Raw genomic sequence first — 26,600 nt, forward strand, 5'->3', positions numbered from 1 at the left:
GAACCCGCACCATGCCCGACTCTTCGCTGCCCGCCGATCTGCCCCGCGACCTGCACTATGTTGACGACAGCCAACCCGGCATCCGCCGCAAAAAGCTGCGCGGCAAGTTCCAGTATTTCCGTCCCGACGGCGAGCGCATCACCGATGCCGATGAGATCAAGCGCTTGAATGCGCTGGCGGTGCCGCCCGCCTACACCGATGTGTGGATCTGCGCCGACCCGCGTGGCCACCTGCAAGCCACCGGCCGCGACGCCCGTGGTCGCAAGCAGTACCGCTACCATGCGCGCTGGCGCGAGGTGCGTGACAGCGACAAGTACGCACGTCTGCAGGCGTTCGGCGCGGCCTTGCCCAAGTTGCGCAAACAATTGGAAGCACAGATCGCCCAGCCCGGATTCACCCGCGACAAGGTGCTGGCCACGGTGGTGATGTTGCTTGATGCCACGCTGATCCGCGTCGGCAATACCCAGTACGCCCGCGACAACAAATCCTACGGCCTGACCACCCTGCGCAACCGTCACGTGGACATCAAGGGCAGCGAGATAAAATTCCAGTTTCGCGGCAAGAGCGGCGTGGAGCACCAGATCAGCGTCAAGGACCGGCGCCTGGCCAGTGTGGTCAAGCGGTGCATGGAACTGCCCGGGCAAAACCTGTTCCAGTACCTGGACGAAAACGGTGAACGCCATACCGTCAGCTCCCAGGACGTCAACGCGTACCTGCACAGCCTGACCGGCGAGGATTTCACCGCCAAGGACTACCGCACCTGGGCCGGCACGGCCATGGCGCTGGCGGTGCTGCGCGAATTGGCGTGGCAACCGGAGTCCGACGCCAAGCGCCATGTGGTGGCGATGGTCAAGGACGTCGCGAGGCAACTGGGCAATACGCCGGCGGTGTGTCGCAAGTGCTATATCCACCCGGCGGTGCTTGAGCATTTCAGCCTGGGCGAGCTGTCGAAGCTGCCCAAGCCACGGGTGCGCAAGGGCCTCAAAGCCGAGGAAGTCGCCCTGGCGATGTTCCTTGAGCAACTGGTCGCAGACTTGCCCAAGCCCGCCAAGGCGGGTTAGCCTGCGAAGCCCTAACACTCTCGGGATGATTGCCGACGTGAACAACTAAGCCTTCAAAAAATGTATCTGCAACGAGCCGCCTGGCGCGCACGTTGGCCTGTTCGACATTTTCCTGGAGGTGCTGATGACTCACGTCAACCGGCCGCCCGCATTGATTTCCCTGCAACACCTGTGTTTCCAGTTCGCCAATGGCGAAACCGTGCTGGAAGACCTCAATCTGTCCATCGACCGGACCCCCACCGGAATCGTCGGGCGCAACGGGCGCGGCAAAAGTATCCTCGCGCAATTGATGGCCGGCATCCTGCAGCCCACCTCCGGTACGCTGAAGGCCTCGGCCCATGTGGTGTATGTGCCTCAGAACGTGGTGGTGCGACCCGGCGCGAGCGTCGCGGACCTGACCGGTACCGCCCAGTGCCTGGCCGCCCTTGAACGCATGAATCAGGGCGTGGGTCTGGCCGGCGACCTGGCGCTGATCGATGAGCGCTGGGACCTTGCCGAACGTCTGCGCACGGCCCTGGATACGGCGGGGTTGCCATCGCTCAGCGCCGCGTCTCAAGTCGATCAACTCAGCGGTGGACAGCTGGCCAGGGTGGCGCTGATCGGTGCTTTGCTCGCGGCGCCGCCGTTGCTGATCCTCGATGAGCCCAGCAACCACCTCGACAGTGGCGGGCGGGCCTGGCTGCTGCAGCAATTGGCCGCCTGGCGCGGTGGTCTGGTGGTGGTCAGCCATGACCGGCAGTTGCTCAACACCATGGGCTGGATCATCGAACTGTCGCCCCTCGGTGTGCAGGCTTACGGCGGCAACTACGCCGCCTATCTTGAGCAACGCAACACCCAACAGCAGGCGGCTACCGCAGCGTGGGAATACGCCCGCGAGCAGCGCAGCCGCGAACGTCAACGCTTGCAAAAGGCCCATGACAGCCTGCAGCGCCACGCGGCGCGCTCACGCAAACGGGCAGAGACCGCCAACGTCGACCGCTTTACCAGGGCGCGCTGGAAGAGCGCCGCCACGCAAATCGTCAGTGCACGGGGCAGCGCCCATCGCGATCACAAAGACACCCTCGATGCGCAGGTGCGCCAGGCCTACGCACGTGTGGTGGACGAGACGCCGACCTTGCTCGCCCTGCCCGGTTCGGCGCTGGCAAACGGTCGCCAGGTGGTCAGCCTGCACCAGGCGCAGTTGCCCTGGCTGGACTCGCGTGCACCTTCGACCTACGTGACCCTGGACCTGACCGGACCGGTGCGCGTGGCAGTGCGTGGGCCGAACGGTTGCGGCAAATCCACTTTGCTCAAGTTGCTTGCCGGGCAATGGCACGCCGTCAGTGGCACCTGCGCGGTCACGGTGCCCTGCGCCTATATCGACCAGCACCTGACGCTGCTGGACGACCAACGCAGCATCCTCGAACAGCTCAACCTGCTCGACACGCCGCTGATGGAAGCCGAATTGCGCACACGCCTGGCCTTGCTGCAGCTGGATGCCCGGCGCGTGACCCAACCCGCCGGGCAACTCAGCGGTGGCGAGCGGTTGAAAGCGGCGATGGCGATCGCTTTATGGCGCGAGGCACCGGCGCAACTGTTGCTGTTGGACGAACCGACCAATCACCTGGACCTGGAGACGGTGGTGGCCTTTGAGCAGGCCTTGCAGGGATTTACTGGCGCGCTGATGGCGGTGTCCCACGACGAGGCGTTCCTGCAGGCGATCCAACCCAGCCATTACTTGAGCTGGTATAGCAGCGGGTGGCGCCTGGAGCCTGTGTGATCTGATTGCGCGCCGTGGCAAAGCGTCCTAGGGTAATGGCCGGATAATCTCACTGGAAACCGGCCGATGCTGCCTTCACCCGTCAAGCCTTACGCCAATGCCGCGCTCGCCCATCGACAACGCTGGCGTGGGCGCGTGGGCCTGCTGCTGGTGGCGGGTTTGTCGGTACTTGCCGGCATGACCGATGCCATTGGTTTCATGGCCAGCGGCGATTTTGTCTCGTTCATGAGCGGCAACACCACGCGCCTGGCGGTCGCGATCAGTGCAGGCGACGGAGGGCTTACCGCACGCCTGGTATTGCTGGTTGCCACGTTCATCATCGGCAACGCGCTGGGGGTTATTGTCAGCCGCTTGAGCAAGCGCCACGCGCTGCCCCTGCTGCTCAGTATCGGCGCCCTGCTCTGTGGTGCGGCACTGCTGCCATGGTCCGATACGCTGCCCGCGCTGTTGGCGGCGATTATCGCCATGGGCATGCTTAACGCGGCTGTCGAGCAAGTCAATGGCGTGCCCGTGGGGCTCACCTATGTCACCGGGGCACTCTCACGTTTCGGTCGCGGGCTGGGCCGCTGGTTGATGGGCGAACGCCGCAATGGCTGGCGCATGCAGCTGGTGCCGTGGGCGGGGATGTTTATCGGCGCGGTGATCGGGGCGCTGCTGGAACAGCAGATCGGGCTGCGCGCGCTCTGGGTCAGTGGTGCACTTGCGGGGCTACTGGGCCTGGCGACCCTGGCGATTCCCCGGCGCTGGCAGTTGGGATTCATGCCACGCTGACCATTAAAATTTGGAAAAAAAGGTGCCCGCCCGACGTTTAAGCCTCGACATCCGTGTACCGGTAAAGAGCCATCACGTCGGGCGAGCCGGTGAATAATAAGCCAATGCCCGACGGCTGTCCCGCCGGGCGTTTCTGAATATGACTAAGGCAAGGTATTACAGACAAGTGGCGAGCGCAGCCAGACGACGTTTGGCGGGCATCGTGTCCTCTGCGGCGTAATACTTGACGGTAGAACCTGCGCCCGTGCTCAGCACATCCACAAAGTAATCACCGCCCGTGGTGTACACCGTAAAGCCCCCGGCCTCGGTGGCTTCCTTGAAGCCCCCCGCATCGACGCCGAACACGCCTTCGTCCTGCCAGCCGTATTGAATGCATTGGGCGACCACCAGGGTGGCCTTGTCCGACGCCATGGTCTTGTACGGGCTGCCCGCACGCGCCTCCTTCATCTTCGAACCCGCGCAACCGGCCAGCGTCGCCAGTACCAATGCGCCTATCACCACTTTGTACATGCCTGTGCTTCCTTGGAAAAACCGTGACTCTACCATTGCGCCGCCGCCAACTGACGCGCCCATGAACTTTGTTTCACGGTAAAGGCAAAGCCGGCCATTTATAGTGGTCACGCTCATTTTTAGAAGTCTCCCTTCTGCCCGCCCTCCCGCGGGCTTTTTTTCGCCCGCGGTTCACAACCACCAGCGCAACAGATAGAACAGCGCCATGCTCGACAGCACGGTGACCAGCACACTGCGCGTCCACAGCATCAACCCCACGGCGCAAACCCCGGCCAGCAAGTAGGGGTTACTCAGGCTCAGGTTGAGCTGGTGGTCTTTGATGAAAATAATCGGCCCGCAAATCGCGGTGAGCATGCCCGGTACGGCAAACCCGAGGAACTCACGCGTGCCCCGATTGAGCCGTACCGGCAGGCGTGGCTCGATAAACAGGTAGCGGTTGAAAAACACCACCAGCGCCATTGCCACAATCATCAGGTAGATCATCGCGGCCCGACTCCCAGGCGTTTGCAGGCGAACCCTGCATTCATCCCCAATATACCCGAGGCCACCACCGCCGATTCCCAGTGCAGGTAACTGAGCCACACCGAACACAACAGCGAGACGGCGACGCAGACCACCGTCGGCACGTCGCGCACTACCGGCGTGATCAGCGCGATAAAGGTCGCGGCAATCGAAAACTCCAGCCCCAGTTGGTCGAGGCCGGGAATGCTTTTGCCCAGCACAATGCCGGCCAGGGTAAACAGGTTCCAGATGATATAGAACGTGAGGCCCACACCCAGGGCATACCAGCGATTGAAGGTCTGGCGGTCATAGTGGTTGACCAGGGCAAAGAACTCGTCGGTCAACAGAAAACCCAGGCTCATGCGCCAGCGGGTGTTGAGCGAGGACAGCGTCGGGCGCATGTGCATGCCGTAGAGCAAATGCTGGGAAGTCAGCAGCAAGGTGGTCAGCACGATGGAGATCAGGCTGGCGCCGCTTTTGACCATGCCGATCGCCACCAGTTGGGCCGCGCCGGCAAACACGATGGCGGACAGACCCTGGGCTTGCAGCGGCGTGAACTGCGCATCGATGGCCATGGAGCCGGCGAGCAACCCCCAGGGGGCGCAGGCCAGGGATAACGGAATGACAGCAATCGCGCCACGTGTGAACGCGTCATAAGGGAGGGCAGCAGGCATGGACGGAGCTCATCGACAAACAGTCGGTCAGCATGCCGGCACACTCGGGCGCTTGTCTTGAACGATCTTGCTCAGGCCAGTTTTACCGAAACCATCTCCACCGAGTCGCGCGCTTCGCGCAGTTCGTAGGCGTCCTGGTTCAACCGGTGGATGGTGTTGAGCAGGCGCTGGCGCAGCACTTCATCGCCGAGTTTTTCGACGGCACGCATCAGGTCAAACGCCGCGGTTTCGTTATTATCCGCGACGGAATCCAGGGTTTTGCGCAGGTTACGAGTGGCTCGGGTCACGCGGGAGCTTCCTTCATCAGCAATGGGCGGGCACTTTAGGACATTGATGTTTCATTTTAATTTCAATCACTTGTGGTCGATCATCGGGCAGTTGATCCACGTCAACCGAAATCAGGATTTGACCTACGTGGCCCTTTATCCGCAATCCTGTTCAAATGCTGGCCGCTGCCGCCCGGGCACGGCTGACGCTATTAATCCTGCGCGTGCGCGAACTTTACGTAGGCGAACTGATCCATGCCTTGGATGACAGCCGGCCCTGCTGGCAGAACGACGCGCCGCGTCCGGATGCACTGGGCGACAGACCATAACCGGCCAGCACCTGCTGCTGAGCCATCGGAGCGTTAATTCATGCTTGTCGCAATTGCGATTTTCCTTGTCACCATCGTGCTGGTCATCTGGCAACCCAAGGGCCTGGGCGTGGGCTGGAGCGCCAGCCTGGGCGCGATCCTGGCCCTGGCCTGCGGGGTAATCAGCCTGGCGGACATCCCGGTGGTGTGGCACATCATCTGGAACGCTACCGGTACTTTTGTCGCCTTGATCATCATCAGCCTGTTGCTGGATGAAGCCGGGTTCTTTGCCTGGACCGCGCTGCATGTGGCGCGCTGGGGGCGTGGCCGAGGCCGGCGCCTGTTTGCCTATATGGTGCTGCTCGGCGCACTGGTGTCGGCGCTGTTCGCCAATGACGGCGCGGCGTTGATCCTCACTCCGATTGTGATGTCGATGCTGCTGGCCCTGCGTTTTTCTCCGGCGGCGACGCTGGCATTCGTCATGGGTGCAGGCTTTATCGCCGACACGGCGAGCCTGCCGCTGGTGGTGTCGAACCTGGTGAATATCGTCTCGGCGGATTATTTCAAGATCGGCTTCAACGAATATGCCGCCGTGATGGTGCCGGTGAACCTGGTCAGCGTCGCCGCGACCCTGGCGGTGCTGCTGTGGTTTTTCCGCCGCGATATTCCGCAGAGCTACGACCCGGCCGACCTGGAACAACCCGACAGTGCCATCCACGACCGTGCGACATTTCGTGCCGGCTGGTGGGTGCTGGGTATTCTGCTGGTCGGCTGCTTCGCACTGGAGCCCCTGGGCATTCCCATCAGCGCGATTTCCGCGGTCTGCGCCGTGCTGTTGCTCGTGATCGCCGCCAAGGGCCACACGATTTCCACGCGCAAGGTCTTGAAAGACGCGCCATGGCAAATCGTGGTCTTTTCCCTGGGCATGTACCTGGTGGTGTACGGCTTGCGTAACGCCGGCCTGACCGATTACCTGGCCACCTGGCTCGACACCTTCGCCGCCCACGGCGTGTGGGGCGCGGCCATGGGCACCGGTGTGCTGACCGCGCTGTTGTCCTCGGCGATGAACAACCTGCCAACGGTGTTGATCGGCGCGCTGTCCATCGAGTCCAGCCATGCCGTGGGCGTGGTCAAGGACGCGATGATCTACGCCAACGTGATCGGCAGCGACCTGGGCCCGAAAATCACCCCTATCGGCAGCCTCGCCACCCTGCTGTGGCTGCATATCCTGGCACGCAAGGGCATCACCATCACCTGGGGCTACTACTTCAAGGTCGGGATTGTGCTGACCGTGCCGGTGCTATTGATCACCCTCGCCGCCCTCGCCTTGCGCCTGAGTTTATAAGGAACGCTTCTGTTCATGCGTTTGAACGGGGGCAATTTCCCAAGCCGACCTCGATAGAAATGTGGGAGGGGGCTTGCCCCCGATAGCGGTGGGTCAATCCACTGGGCCTACCTCTCGCGGGCTAGCCCCCTCCCACATGTGGACCGAGGCGACTCATCGCAAGCGCTCCCTGGCACACATTCAATTCTGCATGGTTCCCTGCCCTCGGACTGACGTATGCTTTCGCACTTTCTCGAAAGGACGCGGGCATGCTGACAATCTTTTTCTACGCGCTGGTTTTCGGCTTTGTGTTTTGCCTCTCTCCCGGCGCGGTGCTCGCCGAGACCCTGCGCCGTGGTTTGCTCCACGGTTTCACGCCGGCCTTGCTGGTGCAGGTTGGCTCGCTGGTGGGCGATGCGGTCTGGGCGGTGATCGGGCTGACGGGCATCGCGCTGTTGATTCAGCATGACGCGGTGCGCGTGCCGCTGACGGTGATCTGCGCGCTTTACCTGGCCTGGCTGGGCATCCGCAGCCTGATCGATGCCTGGCAACTGCCGCAAGTCGAAAGCGCACCCGCCAGTTCGGCAAAAAACGCACTGGCCGTGGGTGCGGCGATCTCTTTGGCCAATCCGAAGAACATCGTTTATTGGGGCGCCCTGGGCAGCGCATTGGCGGGCATCGTCGGCGCTACCCCGAGCCATGGGCAAACGCTGATGTTTTTTGCAGGCTTTATGCTCGCGTCGGTGCTGTCCTGCTTTCTGACCGCCGCGCTGGTCAACTTGCTGCGCAAGAATGCTTCGCCGACTTGGCAGCGCATCAGCTATGGCACTTGTGGGGTGGTATTGATTTATTTGGCAGTCCTGGCGGCACAGAGTATTTGAAGTTACAAAGGCTACAACGAAGTGGCCCATGACAAGCCGCCTCACGCCCTCGCCCAGTTTCTGCAGGCGCAGAACAACCGAGATTTTAGGCCTTGGCCTGCTGCTCCAGGTGCAGTTGCAACTGCGGATCGATTTCCAGCTGCCCCGCCAGGTCGTCCAGGTAATTGCGCTCTGCATCCTGTTGGTCATCGACCAACAGGACACTGGCCAGATACACCTCGGCCGCCACCGCCGGGTCTGCGGCAAACTCGGCGAAATCCGCAGCATCCAGCGGCTTGGCGACTTCAGCGTCGAGCCACTGTTGCAATTGCGGGTCGTCAGTATGTTTGCCCAGCTCATTGGAAATCAGCTGCTGCTCTTTTTCATCAATGTGGCCGTCGGCCTTGGCGGCAGCGATCAGTGCGCGCAGCACTGCATGGCTGTGCGCTTCGACTTGCGCGCCCGAGAGCTGATCGGCCGTCTGGAACGCTGGTTGTGCCTGGCTCGCCTGCTGGCTCTGCCAGGCCTGATACGCTTTGTAGGCCATCATCCCGAGAGACGCCAACGCGGCATAGTTCATCCCACCCGCGCGCCCTTGTGTTGGACGCGTAGCCGCGCCACCGCCCAGCATGCCGCCGAGCCCACCCAACAAATCGCCGAGGCCGCCGCCCGAAGCATTACCGGCGCGGTTGCCCTTGAGCAGTCCTCCAAGCACCCCGCCCAAACCGCCGCTCGAAGAAGCGCCGCCCTGCCCTGCGCCGCGCAACAATTGCTCCAGTAAATCGCCGGTATTCATGGTGTCGCCCTCCCAGGTACGTAGTGGCGTTAATCAACCTTAGTCCGCCCTTGATGGAACACCATGACCGCCGGGCGGGCAAGCTTTATGATGGCGCCACAACAACCTCAAGGGAGAACCCAGGTGAATCGCATCGAGCACATCGGGTTGATGGCCAACTACAATCAATGGATGAATCGCAAGGTCTATGAGGCTGCCGGCACCCTCACAGACGCGGCGTTGACTGCGGACCGCCAGGCATTTTTCGGCTCGATCCTCGGCACCCTCAATCACCTGGCACTGGGCGACACCGTCTGGCTCAAACGCTTTACCCAGCACCCGGCGGAATTCAGCGCGTTGGCGCCCTTGAACGCCATCGCCACACCCGGCGACCTCAGGCAATTGGCGTTCGCAGACATCCGTGAACTCTCGACCCATCGGGCCTGGCTGGACCAACTCATCCTCGATTGGGCCCACAGCTTGCGCGACGCCCACCTGGACCTGCGATTGAGTTATCACACCATGGGCGGCGTAGCGTCTGAAAAACCGTTTTTCGGCCTGCTGATGCACTTCTTCAACCATCAGACCCATCATCGCGGCCAGGTCACCACATTATTGAGTCAGGCCGGCGTGGACGTGGGTGATACCGACCTGCTCGCGCTGATTGACTGAGCGGAGCCTGCCCCGCAGCGTAGATCACTGATCTGGCAGGTTTTTTCAGACCTGTGTTTGTGCAGGAAAGGATGCATCGAGGTTGCACCGAAGCGTCTGGATCTATATATTCGCAACCCTGCTGCACCGCGCTACCGCCCGAATGGCGAAACTGGTAGACGCATGGGACTTAAAATCCCCCGCTCGTAAGGGCGTCCCGGTTCGATTCCGGGTTCGGGCACCATAGATATCAAGGGCTTGCCGGGGAAACCTGGGCAGGCCCTTATCGTTTTTGCTCCGTAATTTTAGAATTCGCTGCGCAATTACCTTCTTTCGGCGTCCTGCCGACCTGTCTCCCAACCCTGCTGGGGGTGTCCTAGGGCGCGGCGCTGGTCTTCAGGCCGCCGGCTTGGGGGCTGAGCATTTGGATTACGCCGCCAGCGACAAGACCGATACCTGCAAGCGCAGCCATTGTTTTCTCCAACTATGAAAAAGCCGCCCTTAGACGGCTTGGATTGATCGCTCATCACAGACAGTCGCGAACTGCTTTTTATCTTTGGTTTGGCAGGCCTCCAACAGTTACAGCTGCTTAAGTCGGACTACTATGGTGGATGCGAGCATGTCTCCTAAGCGCTTCCGTGAGCCAAAGAAAATAAATATCCAGTCAAAAATGCTCAGAATGGGCGTAGTGATGTTTCGCATAAAGGATTGATATAGATTGCAATTAAGGTGGCTGCGCTCGTCAATTACTGACATCCCCAACAGTTTTTTACCCACGCTTTGACCGTTGGGCATTGCGTCGGAGAATAGGTAATACCCCGCAGCAGTGCCGAAAGCCAAGACCGCGACCAAGTCTGGAGAAAAACCAACAAACTCAGCCGCGCGTCCGACGAGAAATAGCGCAAAGAGGGTAATTAACGAGTCAATCCACTGCCCTCCAAGCCGACGTCCCAATCCGGCCAAGTTGTCTGGCTTTCGGTACTCGTTTTGAGTGCTACTCACTTCCATGCGTTTCCGCTCCAATGGTATTTGATTTCAATATTTCCAGATGCAAAAAGCCCAGCGCGGGGCTGGGCTTTGACTTGCGCTAATCCTTAGGCTTCGGACCGACAACCTTCAATGCCTCACACTCAGCTTCTGCGAGAATTTCGTTAGGAACTTCATGCCATTCCAAGCCAGAACAGCCCGCACCATTCAGATATTCCTGAACAGCCTCACTGAACGCCGAATCCCACCAGTGGGCTTCATCTTCTTCATACATCGACATTTAGCATCTCCTTTTCGCTGCTCAGGCAAATTATCACCTGCCTGAAATACGTTCCAGAAATCTTTCCATGATTGTCACTGGCCAGGCATCCAGTGTGGATGGAATGCCAGTATCGAGAGTCGCTGAAGGCGTAGTAGTTTTACGCTATCTGCCAGCACCCCTTCGCCGGCAGTAGAGCAGGGTTTCGCACCCAATCCTCTTCAGAGGTAACTCGTTATGAGCGGTGCCCAGCGTGAATCGAGCGTGCTCAGCATCGGAAGGAAGAACTTCTTTAAATTGCACTTTAAGTATTTCGCGGCTAAAGCGCGAAAGGTTCCTAGCTTCGTTTCGAAGTCAACAAAATGCCCGTCAACGAATGTTCTTCCCCGTTGGTCATAGATTTGATGTCTTGTAAGACCTACCAGCATAAGAACCTCTACCACAAAAAAACTCCAAGGATACTTTAATAAATGAATGGAATCACCGCTAACAAAAACATCTTAGACAGTACTACTGCACTTATTGAGACCACCAATAAAAATGGTACATCTCGTGGTACTGGGTTTATGTTCGCCATGAAAATGGGGCAAGATGAATTCGCTCCTATGCTTATCACGAACAAGCATGTAATTAAAGGGGCATTAACGATCTCAATAAAAATATCTCTTTCCTCCCCTTCAGATCACACCAAAAAAATCGGCGTCGCGGAGTATATTCTTAAAGAGGGTTTAAACTTTCTCGTATTTGAGCATCCTGACGACGATATTGATCTCGCAGCTATCAACATAGCGGCGGTTCTACAAAATCTGACAGATTCAGGATACTCGGGTTATGGAAATATGTTTTCAGAAGTTGACCTCGTTTCCTTGGAGGTACTAGGTGGTCTTGACTTGGCTGAAACCGTCGTAATGGTTGGATACCCAACCGGCCTCTCTGACGAGAAACACAACCTTCCTATTATCAGACAGGGAACACTGGCTAGCGATCCAAAAATTGATTTTGACGGGCGTAGGCATTTTGTAATTGACTGTGCTTGCTTCCCTGGATCAAGTGGCAGTCCAGTGGTGCTTAAAGAAAACAACCTCATTACTAACAACAACGGTCTTGTTACGTTGAAAAGACGCCCTAACACACTAATAGGAATACTTTATGCAGGACCAACATACACCAGCAAAGGCAAAATAGTAATCAGGGATATTCCAAGCTCCCTTGATGGTTTCGCAGAAGTTAGTCACATGATAAATCTTGGATACGTCATCCCAGCAAATCATATTTTTGCATTTAAAGACCTGATGAATTCGCGCACTTCAGGACAGCAAGTAGACTTCCATCGAAAAATAACAATGCTTTGATATAGAGACTTTAGATTAGTCGCGGTCGGTTAAAAATCTTTCATCACGGCTCTCCTATACTTGGGGATCAGGCGCGTTCGGTCGTACCAAGGGCCTCCATAGACGATAATTTCCGACGGCCCACCGTACAGATGGTGCAGCATGAAGGGTCCCGGGCCGAAAACGCCCGACTCTTCGCCAGGCAATGCCGGATCTGTCCCAAGGTATATCCCGGCGTGGTTTGGGTGGACCGCTCTGCCGACGTGCATGACGATCATGTCGCCACACTGCAGATTTGTCGGCAGAAGCAGGAGCGCGTGGATTGGCTCGCCTCAGCAGTTGAACCATCGGCAAGGCCATCACTACTTAGGAACTGAAAACCTTGAACGTGAAATACATCCGCGAAGCTACTCGCCGCAAGAAAAGGAATTGCGACACAAGGCACGGCCGGCCATCGAACAAGCCATAGAGCGCATACGGCTTTGCGGCCAGGTGCCGATAATCAGCGAGGTTTTGCAGATAGCCATTATGAAGATGGACTTGAATGGAGACAGCGAACTGATCGGGTTCTTGCGTTAGCCGCGCCACGAAATCGTGATTAGTGAAAACGTGGCGCGGCAGTTTTATTGCATGAGTGTAAACGAGTTACGTAAAGACCCGGGTGACGAGATTATCGCTCCTTCGGAGGGGATGGAACGTTCGCAGGGCTGTCGCCAGTACTAGTAGGTTGATACCCTCCAGTAGCAGGCGCTGTATCGGGTTTTTCTAAAATTGGCTGATAGCCACGATCAATTCTGTCACTTGGTTTAGGTTGATATCCATTATTAGTTAGTTCTTTATCAGACATGATGCCACCTTAGTTATAGTGGAAGAATTCCACATAAGAAATCTCAGACGCCATAACTAGCACGCCTGCACTTTGCTTTACTGCTCTATCAAGCAGTCCTGCATCGGATACTAGCCAAGCCTCTTCCAAATAAATCTGCTCATCTGCTGGAAAACTGGAAGCAAAAGATTTTCCCGAATACTTTCCTCCTACCTTATTTCCATTTTTTAGATAGACAATAATCCAAAAGGGCTTCGCTTGCTTAAAAATGAAATCCCAAGGCTTGGGCGTCGGATGCGGCGCGGTACCTTTAAACCTTTCGTGCGTTCGAAGCCACTTCCAAGCCAGTACTAGAAAAAAAGGGAAAACAAACAGAACAAAAACGTAAAACATGTAGTATAGCGAAGGGTGAATTTGCCTAAAGCCTGTACCCTCTACATAAACTATCGCCCAAAAGAGCAAAGCATAATTTATGCAGCTATATGCGATTGCATCGATAATTTGGTCTGAAGCATTTCTGATTGTTCCCGGAAATATCAATTGATAAAACTTAATACTTAAAAAGCCAGGAATAACAAAAGCAATAAATAGAATTAGCTTGTCAGTTTGCCAGATGTCCAAAACCACCCTCCTTGATTTCTAACTGGTGTGAACTCGACATTAGCAGTCAAAGCCGAGGGGCACAATCAAAACGCCACCACCACCACCACTACGCTCTGAACACATGAACGGATAGCGGCGATTATTTGAGGTGGTCGAGATGCCCGTACACCACACTGCAATCCACAAAATCGACAAAAAGCCCGACGGTAACCCCGCGGTGCTGCATCTGGCCTCAATTGAGTAGGTTGAAAGCCAGTCCAGTGACGACCTGATGCAACAGTTCAACGAAAACTACAACGCCACCGCCAGCAAGGCTTGGGGGGGGGCAAGTTGAGTCGGGCGACTACCCACTCAGCGGCTGGCTGAGCAAGTACCTGGCCGGCGAATCCACCTTCTTGGCGTTCAGCACGACCGCGGTCGAACACCTGACCAAACTAATGGAAGAATCGAAGCTTTCCACCGGTGGACACGCGCTCTTCTGCCATTACCAGCAAGGCATGACCGATTACCTGGTCATCGCTCTGGTGCAGGAAACCGAAGCGGTGACCATGACCGAGGAACTGGCCCTGATAACAGTAAAGCGCCTGGACCTGGACCACATCTGACTGGCCGCGAGGATCAATATCAGCGAATAGCGAACAACTCGCGGTCACTGCAATATATCTCCTACCTCAGGGGCAAGCAGGTCCGCAAGTTCGACGAATACTTTGGCGATGTCATCGGCTGCCAGGAAGGCATCTACGGCCCGGGCGAAACCCGCAAGCTATTGAAGGCTTTCAGTGATTTTGTTGAGAGCGAGGACATAGTCGATGAGGCGGCGCGCGCGAAGACGGCCACCCTGATGAACTATTCCATGGTCCAGGCCAAGGCCAAGATCGAGGAACCGATCACGTTCGGCGAGCTGTCGGGCCTTATCGACGAAGACCGGCCGAAGAACTTCTACGGTTTCATCAAAGCGAAGGTCTAAGATACGAGGCCGGCGGAACGCTGACACTGCGTAACCTGCCCATGCAGCTGACTGGTCAGCTCAAGCGCGGAGCTGGCTAAATCAGGATAACGGTTTGGAACCGTTTTCCCCTTCAATCACTTCGTAGGCGCTTGGCAGCATACTGCGGAGGGAGCCACTCAAGCAAAGCGCCTGCAACATCTGTCTCGCGCCGTCCATGGCTTCCTCTCCGGTTCGGAAGGCTTCAGGCGCAGCGATGGTTTTTTGTCCATATTCGGCTCCTACCTTTATTCGCACATTTACCTCGCCGCGCCATGGGTTATCGCCCTTCTTGGAGGCAGACAGCCAATATTTGACGCCGCTAAACTCTTCAAAACCAAGCTTCATTTTCGCCTCCGTGGGCCGGCTCCATGCCGGTCACCCGTAATACGCCGTGTCACTGAACAGCGCCAGCCGGCGAGGAGTTCAGCGCTTATCGTGAGGATTGGGATTCCATGTGCTGCCGAGAAGTATGGCCCCAGGACCAATCAAGCAAGCCCAATAACCATTTGTACTTGGATAGAAAAACGGCCCGAATGCACCGACCACAAGGAAAGACACACCTGCCCATAACCGCTTACGCGGCGTGAACCACTCGCGGAACGCTTCAAGCTTTTTACCGGCCATCACCACCTCCTTGTTTGAAAAGCAGCAAAGCATATCACCTACTTAAACGAATCACGCCAGCCTGCGCGGATCCCTTATGCCTGGTGTATAAGCACGCTGAACAGCCGCTACGGGATGCGCTCGATTTGTTCCACCTGACCGGGCGGCGCATCGCTGACACCGTGAAAATGGATGAGCGAGACATCCGCGACAACGGGGTGTCCGTAAAGCAAGGCAAGACGCATGCAAAAAGGAGAATTGAGATAACGGCTGAGCTTAAGGTTGTGATTGATCGAATCATGGCCAGGAAAGATGGGTCCGCCGCGGCGTTCTGCCGAACGAAATCCCCATCGCTGTATTCCGACCGAACTACCCACCTCTACCAACGCTCTATCGAGAGACACCTGGACGTTTCCAGGTCAACCCGCAGGGAGCTGAATATGTCTGACTGAACGACCGTGGCCCGCAAGACCGTGCTCGAGTAAACACCTCCGAAGCCTGGGAGCTGAAACACTGGACGAAAGAGTTTGGCGTGACTGAGCAACAGCTCAAGGATGCAGTGAAGGCTGTTGGCCCAATGGTCGCCGACGTGCGTAAAAAACTCGGTAAATGAAAATGGTAATGCCCCGCCCTTTTTGCGGGGCTTTTTAGGCAAACCCAATTTCACCCACCATAAGCCGTCTCGCCAATTAACGCAGGAACCGCCCTGCACCCGCGTCTGATGCAAGCAAGCTGAACTGGTGGAGGCTTAAAAACTTGCCATCCTTCAGCTCAACATCACGAAGCGTTCCTTCGAGGTGAAATCCAAATTTTTTCAAAAGCGCGCAGCTGGGCTCGTTATCGGGCTCTACGTCTGCGTGGATACGATGGAGTCCCATATCGCGCAAGCCGTACCGCACAACTGACGGCAGAGCTTCAGTCAAAAGGCCTTGTCGCCAGTGCTCTGGCATCAACCAATAGCCGATTTCAGCCTTGCGGTGCTTGTGGCACCAATCATTCAGCCCGCATGCTCCGATCATTGAGTCATCGGTCTTCAGGGCGATAGCCCACCACATTCCTGTCTTCTGCACGACTATGTGCTCAAACCACCTCATCTGCTCATCGGTAGCAGCCAGGCTTGTATAGGAAACACCGTAGTGCGCGACCACACGGGGATCCGACAGTCCCGCGTAAACAGAGGCAACATCCTCAGGACGGACTTTTCTCAGCTTGATTCTCCTGAGCGAGAATTCTGGAAATTCTTCAGACAATTTATGGCTCACTTTTTTCTGACGCGGCTCCATGCCGGTTTCCCGTAATACCCATATCACTACACCGTCTCGCTAATCAAAAGCAGTTTCTCCACAAACTCTCCATCAACCCTTGGGCAAAAGCACACATTGGGTGAGTACCATTGCATCCGCTGCGGGGTATCCGCCATTTCCAAATATGACGTTTAAAACCCAACTATCAGCATGCGGGCAAAACCCTACCTCTGCGCTCAGAAGGTCCATCCTTATTGAAAAAATAAAATAACCATACAGAACCGCAGCCTACGATGCGGTTCTTGCAATTAACCACATGCCCCTAAAGCCTCGAACAGCCATTTACTACCAGGTGAAGAACATCAAGCCTTTTATCAGACTTAGAACAGGTAGGACTAGGTTGGCTCTTTCGCTAATAGTGCTATTGGTGCTTGCCGGTTGCTCCGTGGCGCCGCTGCCTCCGCTGAACCCGGCGCCGCCTGATGCATGGCGTAATTCACGCGCCTATACCGCGCCTGCACACCCGGAGTTCAAGCAATGGTGGCATGCGTTCGGTGATCCCGAGCTGGACGCATTGGTGATTCGCGCCTTACAGAAAAACCTGGATGTTGCCGAGGCAACAGAGCGATTACGGGCAACACGAATACTCAGTCAGCGCGCGCAGTCGCCCTACTTGCCCGCACTGGGAATAAAAACCACCGATGCCGTCAGCCCCGACACCAGCACCTCTTACTTGCTCCTGGGGCTCGACGCACAATGGGAACTCCCGTTGTTTGGGGCGAAACAGAGTGCCGATCGTCTTGCCCATGGCCATGAAGCGCTGATGACGGGCGACTTACGCACGGTACGCGTGTCATTGGTCGCAGAAGTGAGCAGTCGTTGGATTGAACTGCGCGCGGCGCAGCAGCTTGAAGCCACCTTGAGCGCCATTGAGCAAGTGCAACGTAAAAAGCTGGAATTATTGCTTGTTCGCGAGCACCTGAATCTCACCGCCTCTACCGAAATTGCAAAGGCTCGGGCCGAACTGGCGCGTTGCGCAATTGCGCTGAATGCACCACGACAAACCATAAACCGAAGCGCGCAACAGTTAGCGCTACTGGTCGGACAAAACGAGCCGGATGCGGCGTGGCTGCAGCCCGGCCCCCCACCCAAACTGGGGCCTTGGCAACTGACCAGCTTACCGGCTGACCTGTTGCGAACGCGGCCTGAGATCAGTATTGCCGAAGCTCAGGTACTCATTGCCGCGGGCGAACTGGGTATGAGTCGGGCCGATATCTATCCCCGTATCAGTTTAGGTGCGTCATTGCAGTGGTCAGTCAATATTGCCAGCAACCGCAAACGAACGCGCAGTGGCGACAGCATCTTCTCGGCCGGACCTGGGATAAGTATCCCATTGTTCGACTGGGGTCAGCGATTGGCCAATGCACAGGCCAAGGACCATCAACTGCAGGCCGCGGTCCTGGCCTATCAACAATCCGTATTACAGGGCGTCGCTGAAGCGGAAACCGCGTTGGGAGACCTCGAGCAGTTGCGTGTGTATGAACAGTCGTCCCTGCACGCGTTAACCGAATCTCAAGCTTACCTTGACGCGCTGGAGCAACGCGCCCGATTGGGTTTGCTGAGTGAACTGGACATCGACGATGCCCGGATTGAGAAGCTGAACGCCCTGCAACAGGTGGCTCGCGCCAATGCCGAGCGAGGTTTGGCCTACATCACGCTGTACAAAGCATTAGGCGGTGCGCCATTGCCGGCAGATACCCTGAAGGACATTGACTGATGGTTGCCCTTGCGCGTCAAACGCTCCTCTACGAATGGCGCCGGTTCCTTCCCGCGATTATTGCGGTGGGTTTTGCCGGATTGCTGCAATTGCTCCAAGTGGGTCTGGTGACGGGAATCTTCAGTAGCGCCAGCGTCTATATCACCCGCTCCGCCGCCGATGTCTGGGTGGGATTCCCAGGCACTCAAAGCGTCAACCTGGGCCGAACAATAGACGCCGGCGTGGAGATGCGTCTGCGCATGGATCCCGACATCACCAGGGTTGAGCAATTTCAATGGCTGGATGCCGATTGGCGAGGCGCACGCGATACCGGCGGTGTCTCGGTATTTGTCTCTGGTATTGAGGCTGGGCCACGTGGATTGATGTTTCAGCAACTACTGGCTACGCCGCTACGCGCGCTTTTGAACGAGCCGGGAGCCGTCATCGTCGACCGCGCCGACCTGGTCACCCTGGGCGTCAATCTGGGGGACGTGGCCACCATTAACGGCCGTCGCGTACACGTCGTGGGCATCACCGGCGGCTTGCGGGCGTTGGGGGGTGTGAACGTGCTGACGTCGTCGTCCACCGCCCGGCTACTCGATACCGCCATCGCCAGTGACCGCACCACCTACCTGGTGGCCAAAGTGCGCGATCCGGCCCAGGCGGATGCGGTTGCCGGTCGTCTCGAAGGGGCGACGGCGTTCGGCAGCTACGCGGTCTGGACTGCAGAGCAATTTGCTCATCGCTCACAGATGTATTGGATTTTCGATACCGGGGCCGGGGCTGGGGTGTTGTTCATGGCCGCCATCGTATTTTTGGTCGGTGCGGTGATTACCAGCCAAACCCTGGTGGCCGCCGTGGCCGGTTCCATCCGTGAATACGCGACCTTGAACGCGCTTGGCGTCGGCGTAAACGCGCTGCGCAAAGTGGTGATGGAGCAAGCGTTCTGGGTCGGGGCGATCGGCCTGCTGGGCAGCAGCATCCTGGCTTGCGGATTGTTCGCCATCGCCTGGCATTTCAACGTTCCCGTGGAAATTTCACCCGCTGCGGTGGGCGCTTGCCTGCTGCTAAGCATGATTCTGGCGCTGGTATCCGGACTGGCAGCCATTCGAACCTTACGTCAAGCCGATCCGGCGAGTCTTCTGAGATAGGCCTTATGAAACCGTTAAGATCAGCAATTCCAGCCACACTTCAGGCAAGCAATATTCGCAAATCCTTTATAGCGGGTGGCGTGACTACGGCTGTGCTGCATGATGTCAATCTGGCGATAAGGCCAGGCGAGCTGACGTTGATCTCAGGACCGTCCGGCTGTGGCAAGAGTACGTTACTGGCAATTCTCAGCGGCTTGCAACGGCCGGAACAAGGCCGCGTTACTGCGCTGGGGCATGACCTTGGGAAACTCGATACCCATGAGCTGGAAAAATTTCGCCTGCAACACACGGGATTTATTTTCCAGGGTTTCAATTTGTTTCCTGCCTTGAATGCGCTGCAACAGGTCGAGCTGCCCCTGAGCTACCTAGGTCTCTCGGCCAAGGACGTCACCAGACGTGCTACCCAAGCCTTGGAAGACGTTGGCCTGGGGCCGCGCATGCACCTGCGTCCTTCCGAGTTGTCCGGCGGTGAAAAGCAGCGCGTCGCCATTGCGCGAGCCGTGGCAAAGGAACCTGAACTGCTGTTCGCCGACGAACCCACCAGCGCATTGGATGCGGCCAACGGCCAGATCATTATCGACATACTGCACAGGATTGCGCGCAATCGAGGCACAACGGTGTTGTGCGTAAGCCATGACCCACGAGTGATAAATCATAGCGACCGTGTCTTGACCATTGAAGACGGTCGAATCCTGGCTGACCACGCCTCTTTCTCCCACGCAATCAACATCGCCAGTAAAAAGGAACATGTTTTATGAATCCGGGTTCGTTTCGGCCATTGCTGGCACTGGTTCTCGCCCTGTGTCTTACCGGCTGCGGTATGGAAGACACCTCTTCAGGCGCAGTGCCTGCCGCCCCTCCCTACCTGGCCATCGCGCGCGGCCGTCTCGATGTTGAAGGCGGGGTCTTGAAGCTTGGCACGCAGCGAGAGGGCGTCGTGAAAAAAATCCGGGTAAGCGAGGGCGATCAGGTACGTAAAGGCCAATTGCTGGCCTCCCTGGACAGCGAACTTGCGCAACTGGCCGTCAGTGCGGCGCAGGCCGAGCAACAACAACTCGAGGTTCGCGCCAAGCAATTGGCCAGACACTTCAAGGCCGCTGATCTAAAGGCCAAACGGTTGACGACCGCTGCAAGCGTCGGGGCCGGCGATCAACAGAGTGCTGACGATGCGCGTGAGGCTGCGCAGCAGTTGCACGATCGAATTGAAGATAATGACGCGGACGCAGCCGTCACCAGGAGAAAACTGGCCAGTGCGCGCTATGAACTGGAACAGCGCAATATTGTTTCACCCGCGGATGCGCAGATTGTTCGTAGTTTTGTTCAACTGGGCGCGTCTCTCTCCGCGTCATCAGGACCCGCATTCATATTATTGCCCACTACAGAGCGCATCATACGGGCCGAGTTGAACGAGTCATTTATCGGCATCGTTGTCCCGGGTATGAAGGCACAAGTCACCGATGATACCGGCAGCGGACTACCGGCCATATCTGCCCATGTACTGCGTGTCAGCCCTGTGTTTGGTAATAGCACGCTTGAGGACGATCCGCAGACACGCGGTAATCTGCGTACCGTCGAATGCATATTGGTGCTCGATCAGGCGGTGCCCGCTTCCGTACGTATAGGACAAAGGATGTTGGTACATTTTGGCGTTGATCGCAGCCAGCGCAAACGCTTCCATAGCCCTTTTCCCGCTGATGCGGAATAACGCACTCGCTTCTGCCTGCGGCATGTCGCTTGTGCGCCAACGCCGCTACGCAGGCTTCCCGATATTGAGCGCCTACATCCAGCTGGAGGTCCATATCACACGGCCCATAATGTCAATATCATTGACCTGAGCCTTTGTTACGAGCACATCACGGTATGCCTTGTTTTCATTAATGATGCATGCCGAACCGTCCGAAAGTCGCTGCAGCCGCTTGGCATACAACTGGTCGTTCAAACGAATCACATAGAGGGCATCGGCATCGAGCTGGTTGCGTTCCAGGTCAATCATTACGATATCGCCCGCATTCAATATTCCAGCCATCGAATCACCCATTACTGGAATCGCTAAAAGCTGCTGCGGGCACAGTTTCTGTTTGTGCAATGAGTCGGCGGGGAACGCAAGGTGGGTGAGAACGTTTGCGCTGAGATTCCCTGGACCCTTACGGCCACGCAAAACAGGCTCGTAAAGTGGAATATAGACGTAGGCGTCATTATCCCCACTGCCTGCTCCATTTTGATCGGGCTGACTCTCCTTACAGCCCCCACCCGCCAACCAATCAAGTGATACGTTGGCGACGACAGCCATTTTCCAGGCCCTTTCAATATTAGGTACAACCCGTCCTTTTAGATAACTGTATAGCGAACTGTTAGCGATTGCGCATTTATTTGAAAATGCGTGGGGTGTTTCATCGCCCAGCGCTTTTTTCAAGCGTGCGCTGAACCCGCCAAATTCTTTGACAGCGCCGTCACCAGGAGGAATGCTCAAACGTTGTGAGTGGTGATCCAGGGATACCGTACTGCTTGATTGCTGGATAACGTGCGGGGCTCCCTTCCCCGCCAACCAATCAAGCGAGACATTGGCCGTGACGGCCATTTTCCAGGCTTTTTCCAGACTCGGGACAGATTCACCACTCAAATATTTGCGCAACAAGGGTTCGGAAATACCACTTTTCTTCGCGAATGAATAGATTGTTTCACCGCCAATCGCCTGTCTAAGCCGCTGATTAAAACCATCAAATTTCATTCTATCGACCTGTGCCAACTTGCCTCTGCGCACCCTGACTCAACCGTTATTGCCAACAGCCAGATCGATTCAGCGCCAGGTTTTCAGGGGCTCTTTATATATAACGCATGCTCCATGAACAATGCCAAGACCGTGTGGAGAAACGATGGAGTTTTGATGGAGATTTAACCACGCTACTGTTTTCGGATACTCCGAACATCATTACCGCCCGCCACGTTAGTTTCAAAATCCACACTACCTACACATAACGTCGAATGAATCCCAACTCTTTTAGTTGAACATTCCATTCGAGCGCCACGGCCTTGAGCCTGGCAATATTTTTAATGAGGTTATTCAGGTATGTCTTTTAGATCCAGGCGACCGTGTCCCTTATGGATCGGGCTTTTTATGTTCGCCTTAACCGGGTGTCACCCCGAGGGGCAAGTCGCCGACGACGTGCCTATCCCACAGGTTTCCGTAATGCCCCTTGAACCCGCTTCCATAAAAGTCAGCGAGGTACTGCCTGGCCGTGTTTCGGCAGTTCGCACTGCCGACATTCGCGCGCAGATCAGCGGCATCGTGCACAAGCGTCTATTTGATCAGGGCGTTGAAGTGACTGCCGGCACGGCCTTGTTTCAGATTAACCCGGCCCCCTTCAAAGCCGAAGTCGATAGCGCTGCAGCGCTGGTGCTCAAAGCGCAGGCCGCATTGAAACGCGCACGCATCCAGGCCGAACGGCTTTCGCCTTTGATGCACGCCGAGGCAGTCAGCCGCCAAGTCTACGACGACGCCATATCACTGCGCGATCAGGCTGAGGCGGATGTCGCCCAGTCCAAGGCAACCCTGGCTCGACGCCGGCTGGACCTGAGGTTCGCGACAGTCGACGCGCCGATTGCCGGACGCATTGACCAGACCCTGGTGAGCGAAGGCGCGCTTGTATCATCAACTGACAGCGCACCGATGGCGAGAATCCAGCAGATTGACCAAGTGTATGTCGATGTTCGTCAAACCGCATCGACACTGCGCTCGCTGCGCGAATCACTCAGCGCCCAGGACGGTCAACGCGCGCCTGGCTTGCCCGTAGAGATTCTCGACAGTTCCGGCAACCCCACCGGCCTCAACGGCAGCATCCTGTTCTCCGGGATCAACGTAGATGCGGGTACCGGAGACGTGTTGCTCCGCATACTGGTCGACAACCCCCATCGCCAGCTGCTGCCAGGCCTGTTTGTACAAGCGCGGGTGCCACTGGCCGATTATCCGCAGGCGCTGAGCGTACCGCAGCAAGCCGTACTGCGTAGCGGCGGCCAGGCACGCGTGTGGGTGATAGATGCCAAGGAGCAGGCACACGCTGTCGCAATCGAACTGGGGGAACTGGTCGATCGCCGCTACCGCGTGGTGTCCGGGCTCAGCGCTGGACAGCTCGTTGTCATCGAGGGTCTGGAGCGCCTGACCGAAAACGCGCAAGTCAGCGCCGCCTCCTGGCAGGCAAATGCCGCTGCGCTCCCACTCAACGCCACTGCGCGTTAGGCAGAGAACCCCGTCATGTCTCAGTTTTTCATCAATCGCCCGGTGTTCGCCTGGGTGATCGCGTTGTTCATTGTATTGTTCGGCCTTATTGCCATTCCGCAACTGCCGATCGCGCGTTACCCCTCGGTAGCGCCTCCGTCAGTCAGCCTGACGGCCAGTTATCCGGGGGCTTCGCCGCAAACGCTTAACGACTCGGTCGTCAGCCTGATTGAACGTGAACTATCAGGCGTGAAGAATCTGCTGTACTTCGAATCCGCTGTCGACGCATCGGGCACCGCGCAGATCAGCGCCACTTTTGTGCCTGGCACCAACCCCGAAATGGCCCAGATCGATGTACAAAATCGCGTCAAAGCGGTGGAAACACGCCTGCCGCAGGTGGTGCGTCAGAACGGCATGCAGGTCGAGTCGGCGGCGTCGGGTTTTCTGATGATGATCGGCATGACATCGCCCGACTTGCGCTTCGGTGAACTCGCCCTCAACGATTACCTGGCGCGCAACGTGGTGCAGGAGCTGAGACGGATCAAAGGCGTGGGTCGCGTGCAGTTATTCGGCGCTGAGCAGGCCATGCGTATCTGGGTGGAGCCCGCCAAGCTGACGGCGTTCGGCTTGACCATGAGTGATGTGGCCCAGGCAGTCGAGCAGCAGAATGCGCAGATCGCCCCGGGTCGATTGGGTGACGAACCCACACTGCCCGGCCAGCGCCTGACGATCCCGTTGACCGTGCAAGGGCAGCTATCAACCCCGGAGCAGTTTGCGGCTATCGTACTGCGTGCCAATGTGGACGGTTCAAAAGTGCTGATTGGCGACGTAGCGCGTGTCGAGCTGGGTGCGCAATCCTACGCATTCTCCAATCGAGAAAACGGCAAGGTCGCGACCAGCGCCGCCATTCAGCTCGCGCCAGGCGCAAACGCCGTGCGCACCGCCCAGGCGGTGCGCGACAGATTGGCCGAGCTGGCACCCAGCATGCCGACAGGCATGTCGTACTCCATCCCCTTCGACACAGCACCCTTCGTCAAGGTCTCTATCGAGAAGGTCGTGTATACCTTGCTCGAAGCCATGGTCCTGGTGTTTCTGGTGATGTACCTGTTCCTGCAAAAAGTACGCTACACGTTGATTCCCGCCATCGTTGCACCCATCGCCCTGCTCGGCACCTTCGCCGTGATGTTGCTGGCGGGGTTCTCGATCAACGCATTGACCATGTTTGGCATGGTGCTGGCCATTGGCATCATTGTCGATGATGCCATCGTCGTGGTGGAAAACGTGGAGCGCCTGATGGCTACCCAGGGGTTATCGCCAAGAGCGGCGACGTCCCAGGCCATGAAGGAAATCAGCGGTGCGGTGATCGGGATCACCCTGGTGCTCACGGCGGTGTTCATACCCATGGCGTTCGGCAGCGGGTCCGTCGGCGTCATCTACCAGCAATTCACCCTGTCCATGGTGGTATCGATCCTGTTCTCGGCGCTGCTGGCGTTGACCCTGACACCCGCGCTTTGCGCAACGCTGCTGCGCCCGGTCACGCCTGGTCATTACGACAAGCGCGGCTTTTTCGGTGCGTTCAACCGAGCCTTCGAGCGACTCACAGGCCGCTACAGCGAGCGCGTTGGCCAAATGGTCGGCCGCAGCGGCAGGATGATGCTGATTTTTGCGGCGATATGCGCCGTATTGACCGTTGCCATGGCGCAGTTGCCCTCCTCGTTTCTGCCTGAGGAAGATCAGGGTTATTTCATGACATCGATCCAGTTGCCAACCGGCGCAACCAGCGAGCGCACATTGGATGTGGTCAAGGCGTTCGAAGCCCATGTGGCGTCACGTCCGGCGCTTGCCGCCAACCTGGTGGTGCAGGGCTTCAGCTTCGCAGGTTCCGGCCCCAACACGGCCATGGCGTTCACCATGCTCAAGGACTGGAATCAACGCAATGGTGCGACAGCGAGCAATGAGGCCGCGCTGGCCCAGAGCGCGATGACCGACAGTGTCGAAGGCACCACGATGAGCCTGATGCCACCTCCGATAGATGACCTGGGCACGTCGTCCGGCTACACCTTTTTTCTACAGGATCGGGCAAATCGTGGAGAGCAAGCGCTCCTGGCGGCCCAGGCGCAACTGCTGAAACTGGCCGCGCAGGACAAGCTCGTCAGCGGCGTTTACGCCGATGGCCTGCCGCCTGGCGAGAGCGTCCGGCTGGAGATTGATCGGCAGAAGGCCGAATCAATGGGCCTGTCGTTCGCCGCCGTGAACAGCACGTTGTCTTCGGCCATGGGCTCGCTCTACGTCAACGACTTTCCCAACGCAGGACGCCTGCAATCCGTCATTTTGCAAGCCGATGCCGCTGCGCGTATGCAATTGGAAGACGTATTGAGCCTGCGTGTACGCAACTCGACAAATGGCATGGTGCCGTTGCGCGAAGTGGTGACGCCGGTGTGGACCGAGTCCCCCCAGCAAATGATGCGCTTCCAGGGTTTCCCGGCGGTGCGCATTACCGGTGGCGCTGCCGAGGGTGTCTCAAGCGGAGCGGCGATGGCGCAAATGGAGCGCCTGGTCGCGCGATTGCCCCAGGGCTTCGCCGTGGCGTGGACAGGCCAATCGCTACAGGAAAAACAGTCGGCGGCGCAGGCGCCGTTGTTGATGTTGTTGTCAGCGTTGGTGGTTTTCCTGGTGCTCGCCGCATTGTACGAAAGCTGGTCGATTCCTCTTTCAGTGGTGCTGGTGGTGCCATTGGGCCTGCTCGGGGCAGTCGCCGCAGTGATGCTGCGAGGCTTGCCCAACGATGTATTTTTCAAAGTCGGGATGATCACAATCATTGGTTTGTCGGCGAAAAATGCCATCTTGATCGTAGAGTTCGCGCGCCAGTTGCATGCTGAAGGCCGAACGTTGATCGACGCGGCAGTCACCGCCTCTCGGCTACGCCTGCGCCCGATTCTGATGACGTCCATGGCCTTCACTCTCGGCGTTGTCCCCCTGATGCTCGCCTCGGGCGCCAGCGCGGAAACCCAGCATGCGATCGGCACTGGCGTATTCGGCGGAATGCTCAGTGGCACCTTGCTGGCGGTGTTCTTTGTGCCCGCGTTCTTCGTCTTCGTAATCGGCAGCCAGGAACGCTTCGAGGCATGGCGTGCACGCCGCTCCAAAAGCACCTCAACCATGACCCCGGAAAATTAAAC

The 26,600-nt window shown here is 57.5% G+C and carries 29 protein-coding genes, 1 tRNA gene and 4 pseudogenes; 19 read left to right on the plus strand and 15 right to left on the minus strand.

Going from position 1 to position 26,600, the window contains the following annotated elements:
* The first annotated feature begins 11 nt into the window (after positions 1 to 11).
* From BOP93_RS13250 to BOP93_RS13260, 3 genes are all read left to right on the plus strand, one after another.
* Positions 12 to 1,061, plus strand: coding sequence for a DNA topoisomerase IB (locus BOP93_RS13250; protein ID WP_065885669.1), 1,050 nt, complete (start codon positions 12 to 14; stop codon positions 1,059 to 1,061).
* 124 nt (positions 1,062 to 1,185) lie between these two features.
* Entirely contained in the window at positions 1,186 to 2,820 is a 1,635-nt protein-coding gene (locus BOP93_RS13255; RefSeq protein ID WP_104502987.1) for an ATP-binding cassette domain-containing protein, read from the plus strand.
* 66 nt (positions 2,821 to 2,886) lie between these two features.
* Entirely contained in the window at positions 2,887 to 3,591 is a 705-nt protein-coding gene (locus BOP93_RS13260; protein ID WP_104502988.1) for a YoaK family protein, read from the plus strand.
* A gap of 156 nt (positions 3,592 to 3,747) precedes the next feature.
* On the opposite strand, the gene BOP93_RS13265 is transcribed toward BOP93_RS13260, so the two are convergent.
* The 4 genes from BOP93_RS13265 to BOP93_RS13280 all read right to left on the minus strand — a co-directional run bounded on the left by BOP93_RS13265 (position 3,748) and on the right by BOP93_RS13280 (position 5,563).
* A complete protein-coding gene (locus BOP93_RS13265; RefSeq protein WP_104502989.1) occupies positions 3,748 to 4,101 on the minus strand; it encodes a hypothetical protein in 354 nt (117 codons plus the stop codon).
* A 171-nt stretch (positions 4,102 to 4,272) separates the two neighbouring features.
* On the minus strand, positions 4,273 to 4,584 hold the full coding sequence (locus BOP93_RS13270) for an AzlD domain-containing protein (RefSeq protein ID WP_104502990.1): 312 nt from the start codon (positions 4,582 to 4,584) through the stop codon (positions 4,273 to 4,275).
* On the minus strand, positions 4,581 to 5,276 hold the full coding sequence (locus tag BOP93_RS13275) for an AzlC family ABC transporter permease (protein ID WP_104502991.1): 696 nt from the start codon (positions 5,274 to 5,276) through the stop codon (positions 4,581 to 4,583). Before BOP93_RS13275 ends, BOP93_RS13270 begins: the two co-directional genes overlap by 4 nt.
* A gap of 71 nt (positions 5,277 to 5,347) precedes the next feature.
* The gene (locus BOP93_RS13280) at positions 5,348 to 5,563 is read right to left on the minus strand and encodes a hypothetical protein (RefSeq protein WP_065885664.1); all 216 of its coding nucleotides are present in this window, start codon (positions 5,561 to 5,563) and stop codon (positions 5,348 to 5,350) included.
* Between the two features lie 348 nt (positions 5,564 to 5,911).
* Between BOP93_RS13280 and BOP93_RS13285 the strand changes: the two genes are divergently transcribed.
* Positions 5,912 to 7,195, plus strand: a complete 1,284-nt coding sequence (locus tag BOP93_RS13285) for an arsenic transporter (protein WP_104502992.1) — start codon at positions 5,912 to 5,914, stop codon at positions 7,193 to 7,195.
* A 248-nt stretch (positions 7,196 to 7,443) separates the two neighbouring features.
* Complete coding sequence (locus BOP93_RS13290) at positions 7,444 to 8,055, plus strand: LysE family transporter (protein ID WP_104502993.1); 612 nt, start codon at positions 7,444 to 7,446, stop codon at positions 8,053 to 8,055.
* A gap of 85 nt (positions 8,056 to 8,140) precedes the next feature.
* Here the strand turns inward: BOP93_RS13290 and BOP93_RS13295 are convergent, their stop codons facing one another.
* Positions 8,141 to 8,830 carry a tellurite resistance TerB family protein gene (locus tag BOP93_RS13295; protein WP_104502994.1) on the minus strand — a complete coding sequence of 230 codons (690 nt, stop codon included), beginning with the start codon at positions 8,828 to 8,830 and terminating at the stop codon, positions 8,141 to 8,143.
* A gap of 123 nt (positions 8,831 to 8,953) precedes the next feature.
* Between BOP93_RS13295 and BOP93_RS13300 the strand changes: the two genes are divergently transcribed.
* Entirely contained in the window at positions 8,954 to 9,481 is a 528-nt protein-coding gene (locus BOP93_RS13300; protein WP_104502995.1) for a DinB family protein, read from the plus strand.
* 136 nt (positions 9,482 to 9,617) lie between these two features.
* Positions 9,618 to 9,704: transfer RNA gene (locus BOP93_RS13305), tRNA-Leu, on the plus strand.
* A gap of 135 nt (positions 9,705 to 9,839) precedes the next feature.
* On the opposite strand, the pseudogene BOP93_RS27810 reads toward BOP93_RS13305, so the two are convergent.
* The 3 genes and pseudogenes from BOP93_RS27810 to BOP93_RS13320 form a co-directional block, all read right to left on the minus strand.
* A pseudogene (locus BOP93_RS27810) lies at positions 9,840 to 9,920 on the minus strand (tail assembly protein); the annotation flags it as partial.
* A 119-nt stretch (positions 9,921 to 10,039) separates the two neighbouring features.
* Entirely contained in the window at positions 10,040 to 10,468 is a 429-nt protein-coding gene (locus tag BOP93_RS13315; protein WP_104502996.1) for an RDD family protein, read from the minus strand.
* Between the two features lie 79 nt (positions 10,469 to 10,547).
* Positions 10,548 to 10,727 (minus strand): hypothetical protein, encoded by a 180-nt coding sequence (locus BOP93_RS13320; RefSeq protein WP_104502997.1) that lies wholly within the window; start codon positions 10,725 to 10,727, stop codon positions 10,548 to 10,550.
* A gap of 449 nt (positions 10,728 to 11,176) precedes the next feature.
* On the opposite strand from BOP93_RS13320, the gene BOP93_RS13330 reads away from it, so the two are divergent.
* Entirely contained in the window at positions 11,177 to 12,058 is an 882-nt protein-coding gene (locus BOP93_RS13330; protein ID WP_104502999.1) for a S1 family peptidase, read from the plus strand.
* Between the two features lie 29 nt (positions 12,059 to 12,087).
* Here the strand turns inward: BOP93_RS13330 and BOP93_RS13335 are convergent.
* Positions 12,088 to 12,327, minus strand: a pseudogene (locus BOP93_RS13335) (phage tail protein); the annotation flags it as partial.
* 103 nt (positions 12,328 to 12,430) lie between these two features.
* Here BOP93_RS13335 and BOP93_RS27815 point away from each other — a divergent pair.
* A pseudogene (locus BOP93_RS27815) lies at positions 12,431 to 12,760 on the plus strand (hypothetical protein).
* On the opposite strand, the gene BOP93_RS27625 reads toward BOP93_RS27815, so the two are convergent.
* Both BOP93_RS27625 and BOP93_RS13345 read right to left on the minus strand, forming a co-directional pair.
* On the minus strand, positions 12,708 to 12,884 hold the full coding sequence (locus BOP93_RS27625; RefSeq protein ID WP_167400617.1) for a hypothetical protein: 177 nt from the start codon (positions 12,882 to 12,884) through the stop codon (positions 12,708 to 12,710). The pseudogene BOP93_RS27815 and the gene BOP93_RS27625 sit on opposite strands and share 53 nt — an antisense overlap.
* A gap of 9 nt (positions 12,885 to 12,893) precedes the next feature.
* Positions 12,894 to 13,484: a DUF6338 family protein gene (locus BOP93_RS13345; protein WP_104503000.1), complete on the minus strand. Its 591-nt coding sequence runs from the start codon at positions 13,482 to 13,484 to the stop codon at positions 12,894 to 12,896.
* 377 nt (positions 13,485 to 13,861) lie between these two features.
* Between BOP93_RS13345 and BOP93_RS28220 the strand changes: the two genes are divergently transcribed.
* Together BOP93_RS28220 and BOP93_RS28225 are read left to right on the plus strand one after the other, a co-directional pair.
* The gene (locus tag BOP93_RS28220; protein ID WP_430758781.1) at positions 13,862 to 14,071 is read left to right on the plus strand and encodes a nucleoid-associated protein; all 210 of its coding nucleotides are present in this window, start codon (positions 13,862 to 13,864) and stop codon (positions 14,069 to 14,071) included.
* 56 nt (positions 14,072 to 14,127) lie between these two features.
* Entirely contained in the window at positions 14,128 to 14,433 is a 306-nt protein-coding gene (locus BOP93_RS28225) for a nucleoid-associated protein (RefSeq protein WP_430758794.1), read from the plus strand.
* Between the two features lie 81 nt (positions 14,434 to 14,514).
* On the opposite strand, the gene BOP93_RS13355 is transcribed toward BOP93_RS28225, so the two are convergent.
* Both BOP93_RS13355 and BOP93_RS27430 read right to left on the minus strand, forming a co-directional pair.
* Positions 14,515 to 14,799: a hypothetical protein gene (locus tag BOP93_RS13355; RefSeq protein WP_104503001.1), complete on the minus strand. Its 285-nt coding sequence runs from the start codon at positions 14,797 to 14,799 to the stop codon at positions 14,515 to 14,517.
* Between the two features lie 78 nt (positions 14,800 to 14,877).
* Positions 14,878 to 15,078 (minus strand): hypothetical protein, encoded by a 201-nt coding sequence (locus BOP93_RS27430; protein ID WP_130138267.1) that lies wholly within the window; start codon positions 15,076 to 15,078, stop codon positions 14,878 to 14,880.
* 80 nt (positions 15,079 to 15,158) lie between these two features.
* Between BOP93_RS27430 and BOP93_RS27820 the strand changes: the two are divergent.
* Positions 15,159 to 15,374, plus strand: a pseudogene (locus BOP93_RS27820) (integrase); the annotation flags it as partial.
* A 131-nt stretch (positions 15,375 to 15,505) separates the two neighbouring features.
* Positions 15,506 to 15,670 carry a DUF3606 domain-containing protein gene (locus BOP93_RS13365; protein ID WP_104503002.1) on the plus strand — a complete coding sequence of 55 codons (165 nt, stop codon included), beginning with the start codon at positions 15,506 to 15,508 and terminating at the stop codon, positions 15,668 to 15,670.
* 76 nt (positions 15,671 to 15,746) lie between these two features.
* On the opposite strand, the gene BOP93_RS13370 is transcribed toward BOP93_RS13365, so the two are convergent.
* Entirely contained in the window at positions 15,747 to 16,340 is a 594-nt protein-coding gene (locus tag BOP93_RS13370) for a GNAT family N-acetyltransferase (RefSeq protein ID WP_237140350.1), read from the minus strand.
* Between the two features lie 277 nt (positions 16,341 to 16,617).
* On the opposite strand from BOP93_RS13370, the gene BOP93_RS13375 reads away from it, so the two are divergent.
* From BOP93_RS13375 to BOP93_RS13390, 4 genes are read left to right on the plus strand one after another with little or no spacing between them, the layout of a single operon-like run.
* Complete coding sequence (locus tag BOP93_RS13375; protein WP_104503003.1) at positions 16,618 to 18,078, plus strand: efflux transporter outer membrane subunit; 1,461 nt, start codon at positions 16,618 to 16,620, stop codon at positions 18,076 to 18,078.
* Positions 18,078 to 19,208, plus strand: coding sequence for an ABC transporter permease (locus tag BOP93_RS13380; RefSeq protein WP_104503004.1), 1,131 nt, complete (start codon positions 18,078 to 18,080; stop codon positions 19,206 to 19,208). Before BOP93_RS13375 ends, BOP93_RS13380 begins: the two co-directional genes overlap by 1 nt.
* A 5-nt stretch (positions 19,209 to 19,213) precedes the next feature.
* A complete protein-coding gene (locus BOP93_RS13385) occupies positions 19,214 to 19,966 on the plus strand; it encodes an ABC transporter ATP-binding protein (protein WP_104503005.1) in 753 nt (250 codons plus the stop codon).
* Positions 19,963 to 20,913 carry an HlyD family secretion protein gene (locus BOP93_RS13390; RefSeq protein ID WP_104503006.1) on the plus strand — a complete coding sequence of 317 codons (951 nt, stop codon included), beginning with the start codon at positions 19,963 to 19,965 and terminating at the stop codon, positions 20,911 to 20,913. The genes BOP93_RS13385 and BOP93_RS13390 overlap by 4 nt, the downstream gene beginning before the upstream one ends.
* A 72-nt stretch (positions 20,914 to 20,985) precedes the next feature.
* Here BOP93_RS13390 and BOP93_RS13395 read toward each other — a convergent pair whose 3' ends face one another.
* Positions 20,986 to 21,936: a S24 family peptidase gene (locus BOP93_RS13395; protein ID WP_104503007.1), complete on the minus strand. Its 951-nt coding sequence runs from the start codon at positions 21,934 to 21,936 to the stop codon at positions 20,986 to 20,988.
* Between the two features lie 459 nt (positions 21,937 to 22,395).
* Here BOP93_RS13395 and BOP93_RS13400 point away from each other — a divergent pair, with 459 nt between their 5' ends.
* Entirely contained in the window at positions 22,396 to 23,442 is a 1,047-nt protein-coding gene (locus BOP93_RS13400; protein ID WP_237140352.1) for an efflux RND transporter periplasmic adaptor subunit, read from the plus strand.
* A 15-nt stretch (positions 23,443 to 23,457) separates the two neighbouring features.
* Positions 23,458 to 26,598: a multidrug efflux RND transporter permease subunit gene (locus BOP93_RS13405; protein WP_104503009.1), complete on the plus strand. Its 3,141-nt coding sequence runs from the start codon at positions 23,458 to 23,460 to the stop codon at positions 26,596 to 26,598.
* Positions 26,599 to 26,600 lie beyond the last annotated feature (2 nt).

This window comes from Pseudomonas orientalis, from assembly GCF_002934065.1.
GTDB lineage: Bacteria > Pseudomonadota > Gammaproteobacteria > Pseudomonadales > Pseudomonadaceae > Aquipseudomonas > Aquipseudomonas orientalis_A.

Coding starts and splice junctions, on each gene's coding strand:
- BOP93_RS27625 (WP_167400617.1), bottom strand. CDS start 12,884: ATGTCTGATAAAGAACTAACTAATAATGGATATCAACCTAAACCAAGT.
- BOP93_RS13370 (WP_237140350.1), bottom strand. CDS start 16,340: ATGGAGCCGCGTCAGAAAAAAGTGAGCCATAAATTGTCTGAAGAATTT.
- BOP93_RS13405 (WP_104503009.1), top strand. CDS start 23,458: ATGTCTCAGTTTTTCATCAATCGCCCGGTGTTCGCCTGGGTGATCGCG.
- BOP93_RS13330 (WP_104502999.1), top strand. CDS start 11,177: ATGAATGGAATCACCGCTAACAAAAACATCTTAGACAGTACTACTGCA.
- BOP93_RS13390 (WP_104503006.1), top strand. CDS start 19,963: ATGAATCCGGGTTCGTTTCGGCCATTGCTGGCACTGGTTCTCGCCCTG.
- BOP93_RS13380 (WP_104503004.1), top strand. CDS start 18,078: ATGGTTGCCCTTGCGCGTCAAACGCTCCTCTACGAATGGCGCCGGTTC.
- BOP93_RS13270 (WP_104502990.1), bottom strand. CDS start 4,584: ATGATCTACCTGATGATTGTGGCAATGGCGCTGGTGGTGTTTTTCAAC.
- BOP93_RS13260 (WP_104502988.1), top strand. CDS start 2,887: ATGCTGCCTTCACCCGTCAAGCCTTACGCCAATGCCGCGCTCGCCCAT.
- BOP93_RS13295 (WP_104502994.1), bottom strand. CDS start 8,830: ATGAATACCGGCGATTTACTGGAGCAATTGTTGCGCGGCGCAGGGCAG.
- BOP93_RS13400 (WP_237140352.1), top strand. CDS start 22,396: ATGCCCCTTGAACCCGCTTCCATAAAAGTCAGCGAGGTACTGCCTGGC.
- BOP93_RS13320 (WP_104502997.1), bottom strand. CDS start 10,727: ATGTCGATGTATGAAGAAGATGAAGCCCACTGGTGGGATTCGGCGTTC.
- BOP93_RS13275 (WP_104502991.1), bottom strand. CDS start 5,276: ATGCCTGCTGCCCTCCCTTATGACGCGTTCACACGTGGCGCGATTGCT.
- BOP93_RS13265 (WP_104502989.1), bottom strand. CDS start 4,101: ATGTACAAAGTGGTGATAGGCGCATTGGTACTGGCGACGCTGGCCGGT.
- BOP93_RS13375 (WP_104503003.1), top strand. CDS start 16,618: ATGCCCCTAAAGCCTCGAACAGCCATTTACTACCAGGTGAAGAACATC.
- BOP93_RS27430 (WP_130138267.1), bottom strand. CDS start 15,078: ATGGCCGGTAAAAAGCTTGAAGCGTTCCGCGAGTGGTTCACGCCGCGT.
- BOP93_RS13290 (WP_104502993.1), top strand. CDS start 7,444: ATGCTGACAATCTTTTTCTACGCGCTGGTTTTCGGCTTTGTGTTTTGC.
- BOP93_RS13255 (WP_104502987.1), top strand. CDS start 1,186: ATGACTCACGTCAACCGGCCGCCCGCATTGATTTCCCTGCAACACCTG.
- BOP93_RS13315 (WP_104502996.1), bottom strand. CDS start 10,468: ATGGAAGTGAGTAGCACTCAAAACGAGTACCGAAAGCCAGACAACTTG.
- BOP93_RS13385 (WP_104503005.1), top strand. CDS start 19,214: ATGAAACCGTTAAGATCAGCAATTCCAGCCACACTTCAGGCAAGCAAT.
- BOP93_RS13355 (WP_104503001.1), bottom strand. CDS start 14,799: ATGAAGCTTGGTTTTGAAGAGTTTAGCGGCGTCAAATATTGGCTGTCT.
- BOP93_RS13250 (WP_065885669.1), top strand. CDS start 12: ATGCCCGACTCTTCGCTGCCCGCCGATCTGCCCCGCGACCTGCACTAT.
- BOP93_RS13285 (WP_104502992.1), top strand. CDS start 5,912: ATGCTTGTCGCAATTGCGATTTTCCTTGTCACCATCGTGCTGGTCATC.
- BOP93_RS13395 (WP_104503007.1), bottom strand. CDS start 21,936: ATGAAATTTGATGGTTTTAATCAGCGGCTTAGACAGGCGATTGGCGGT.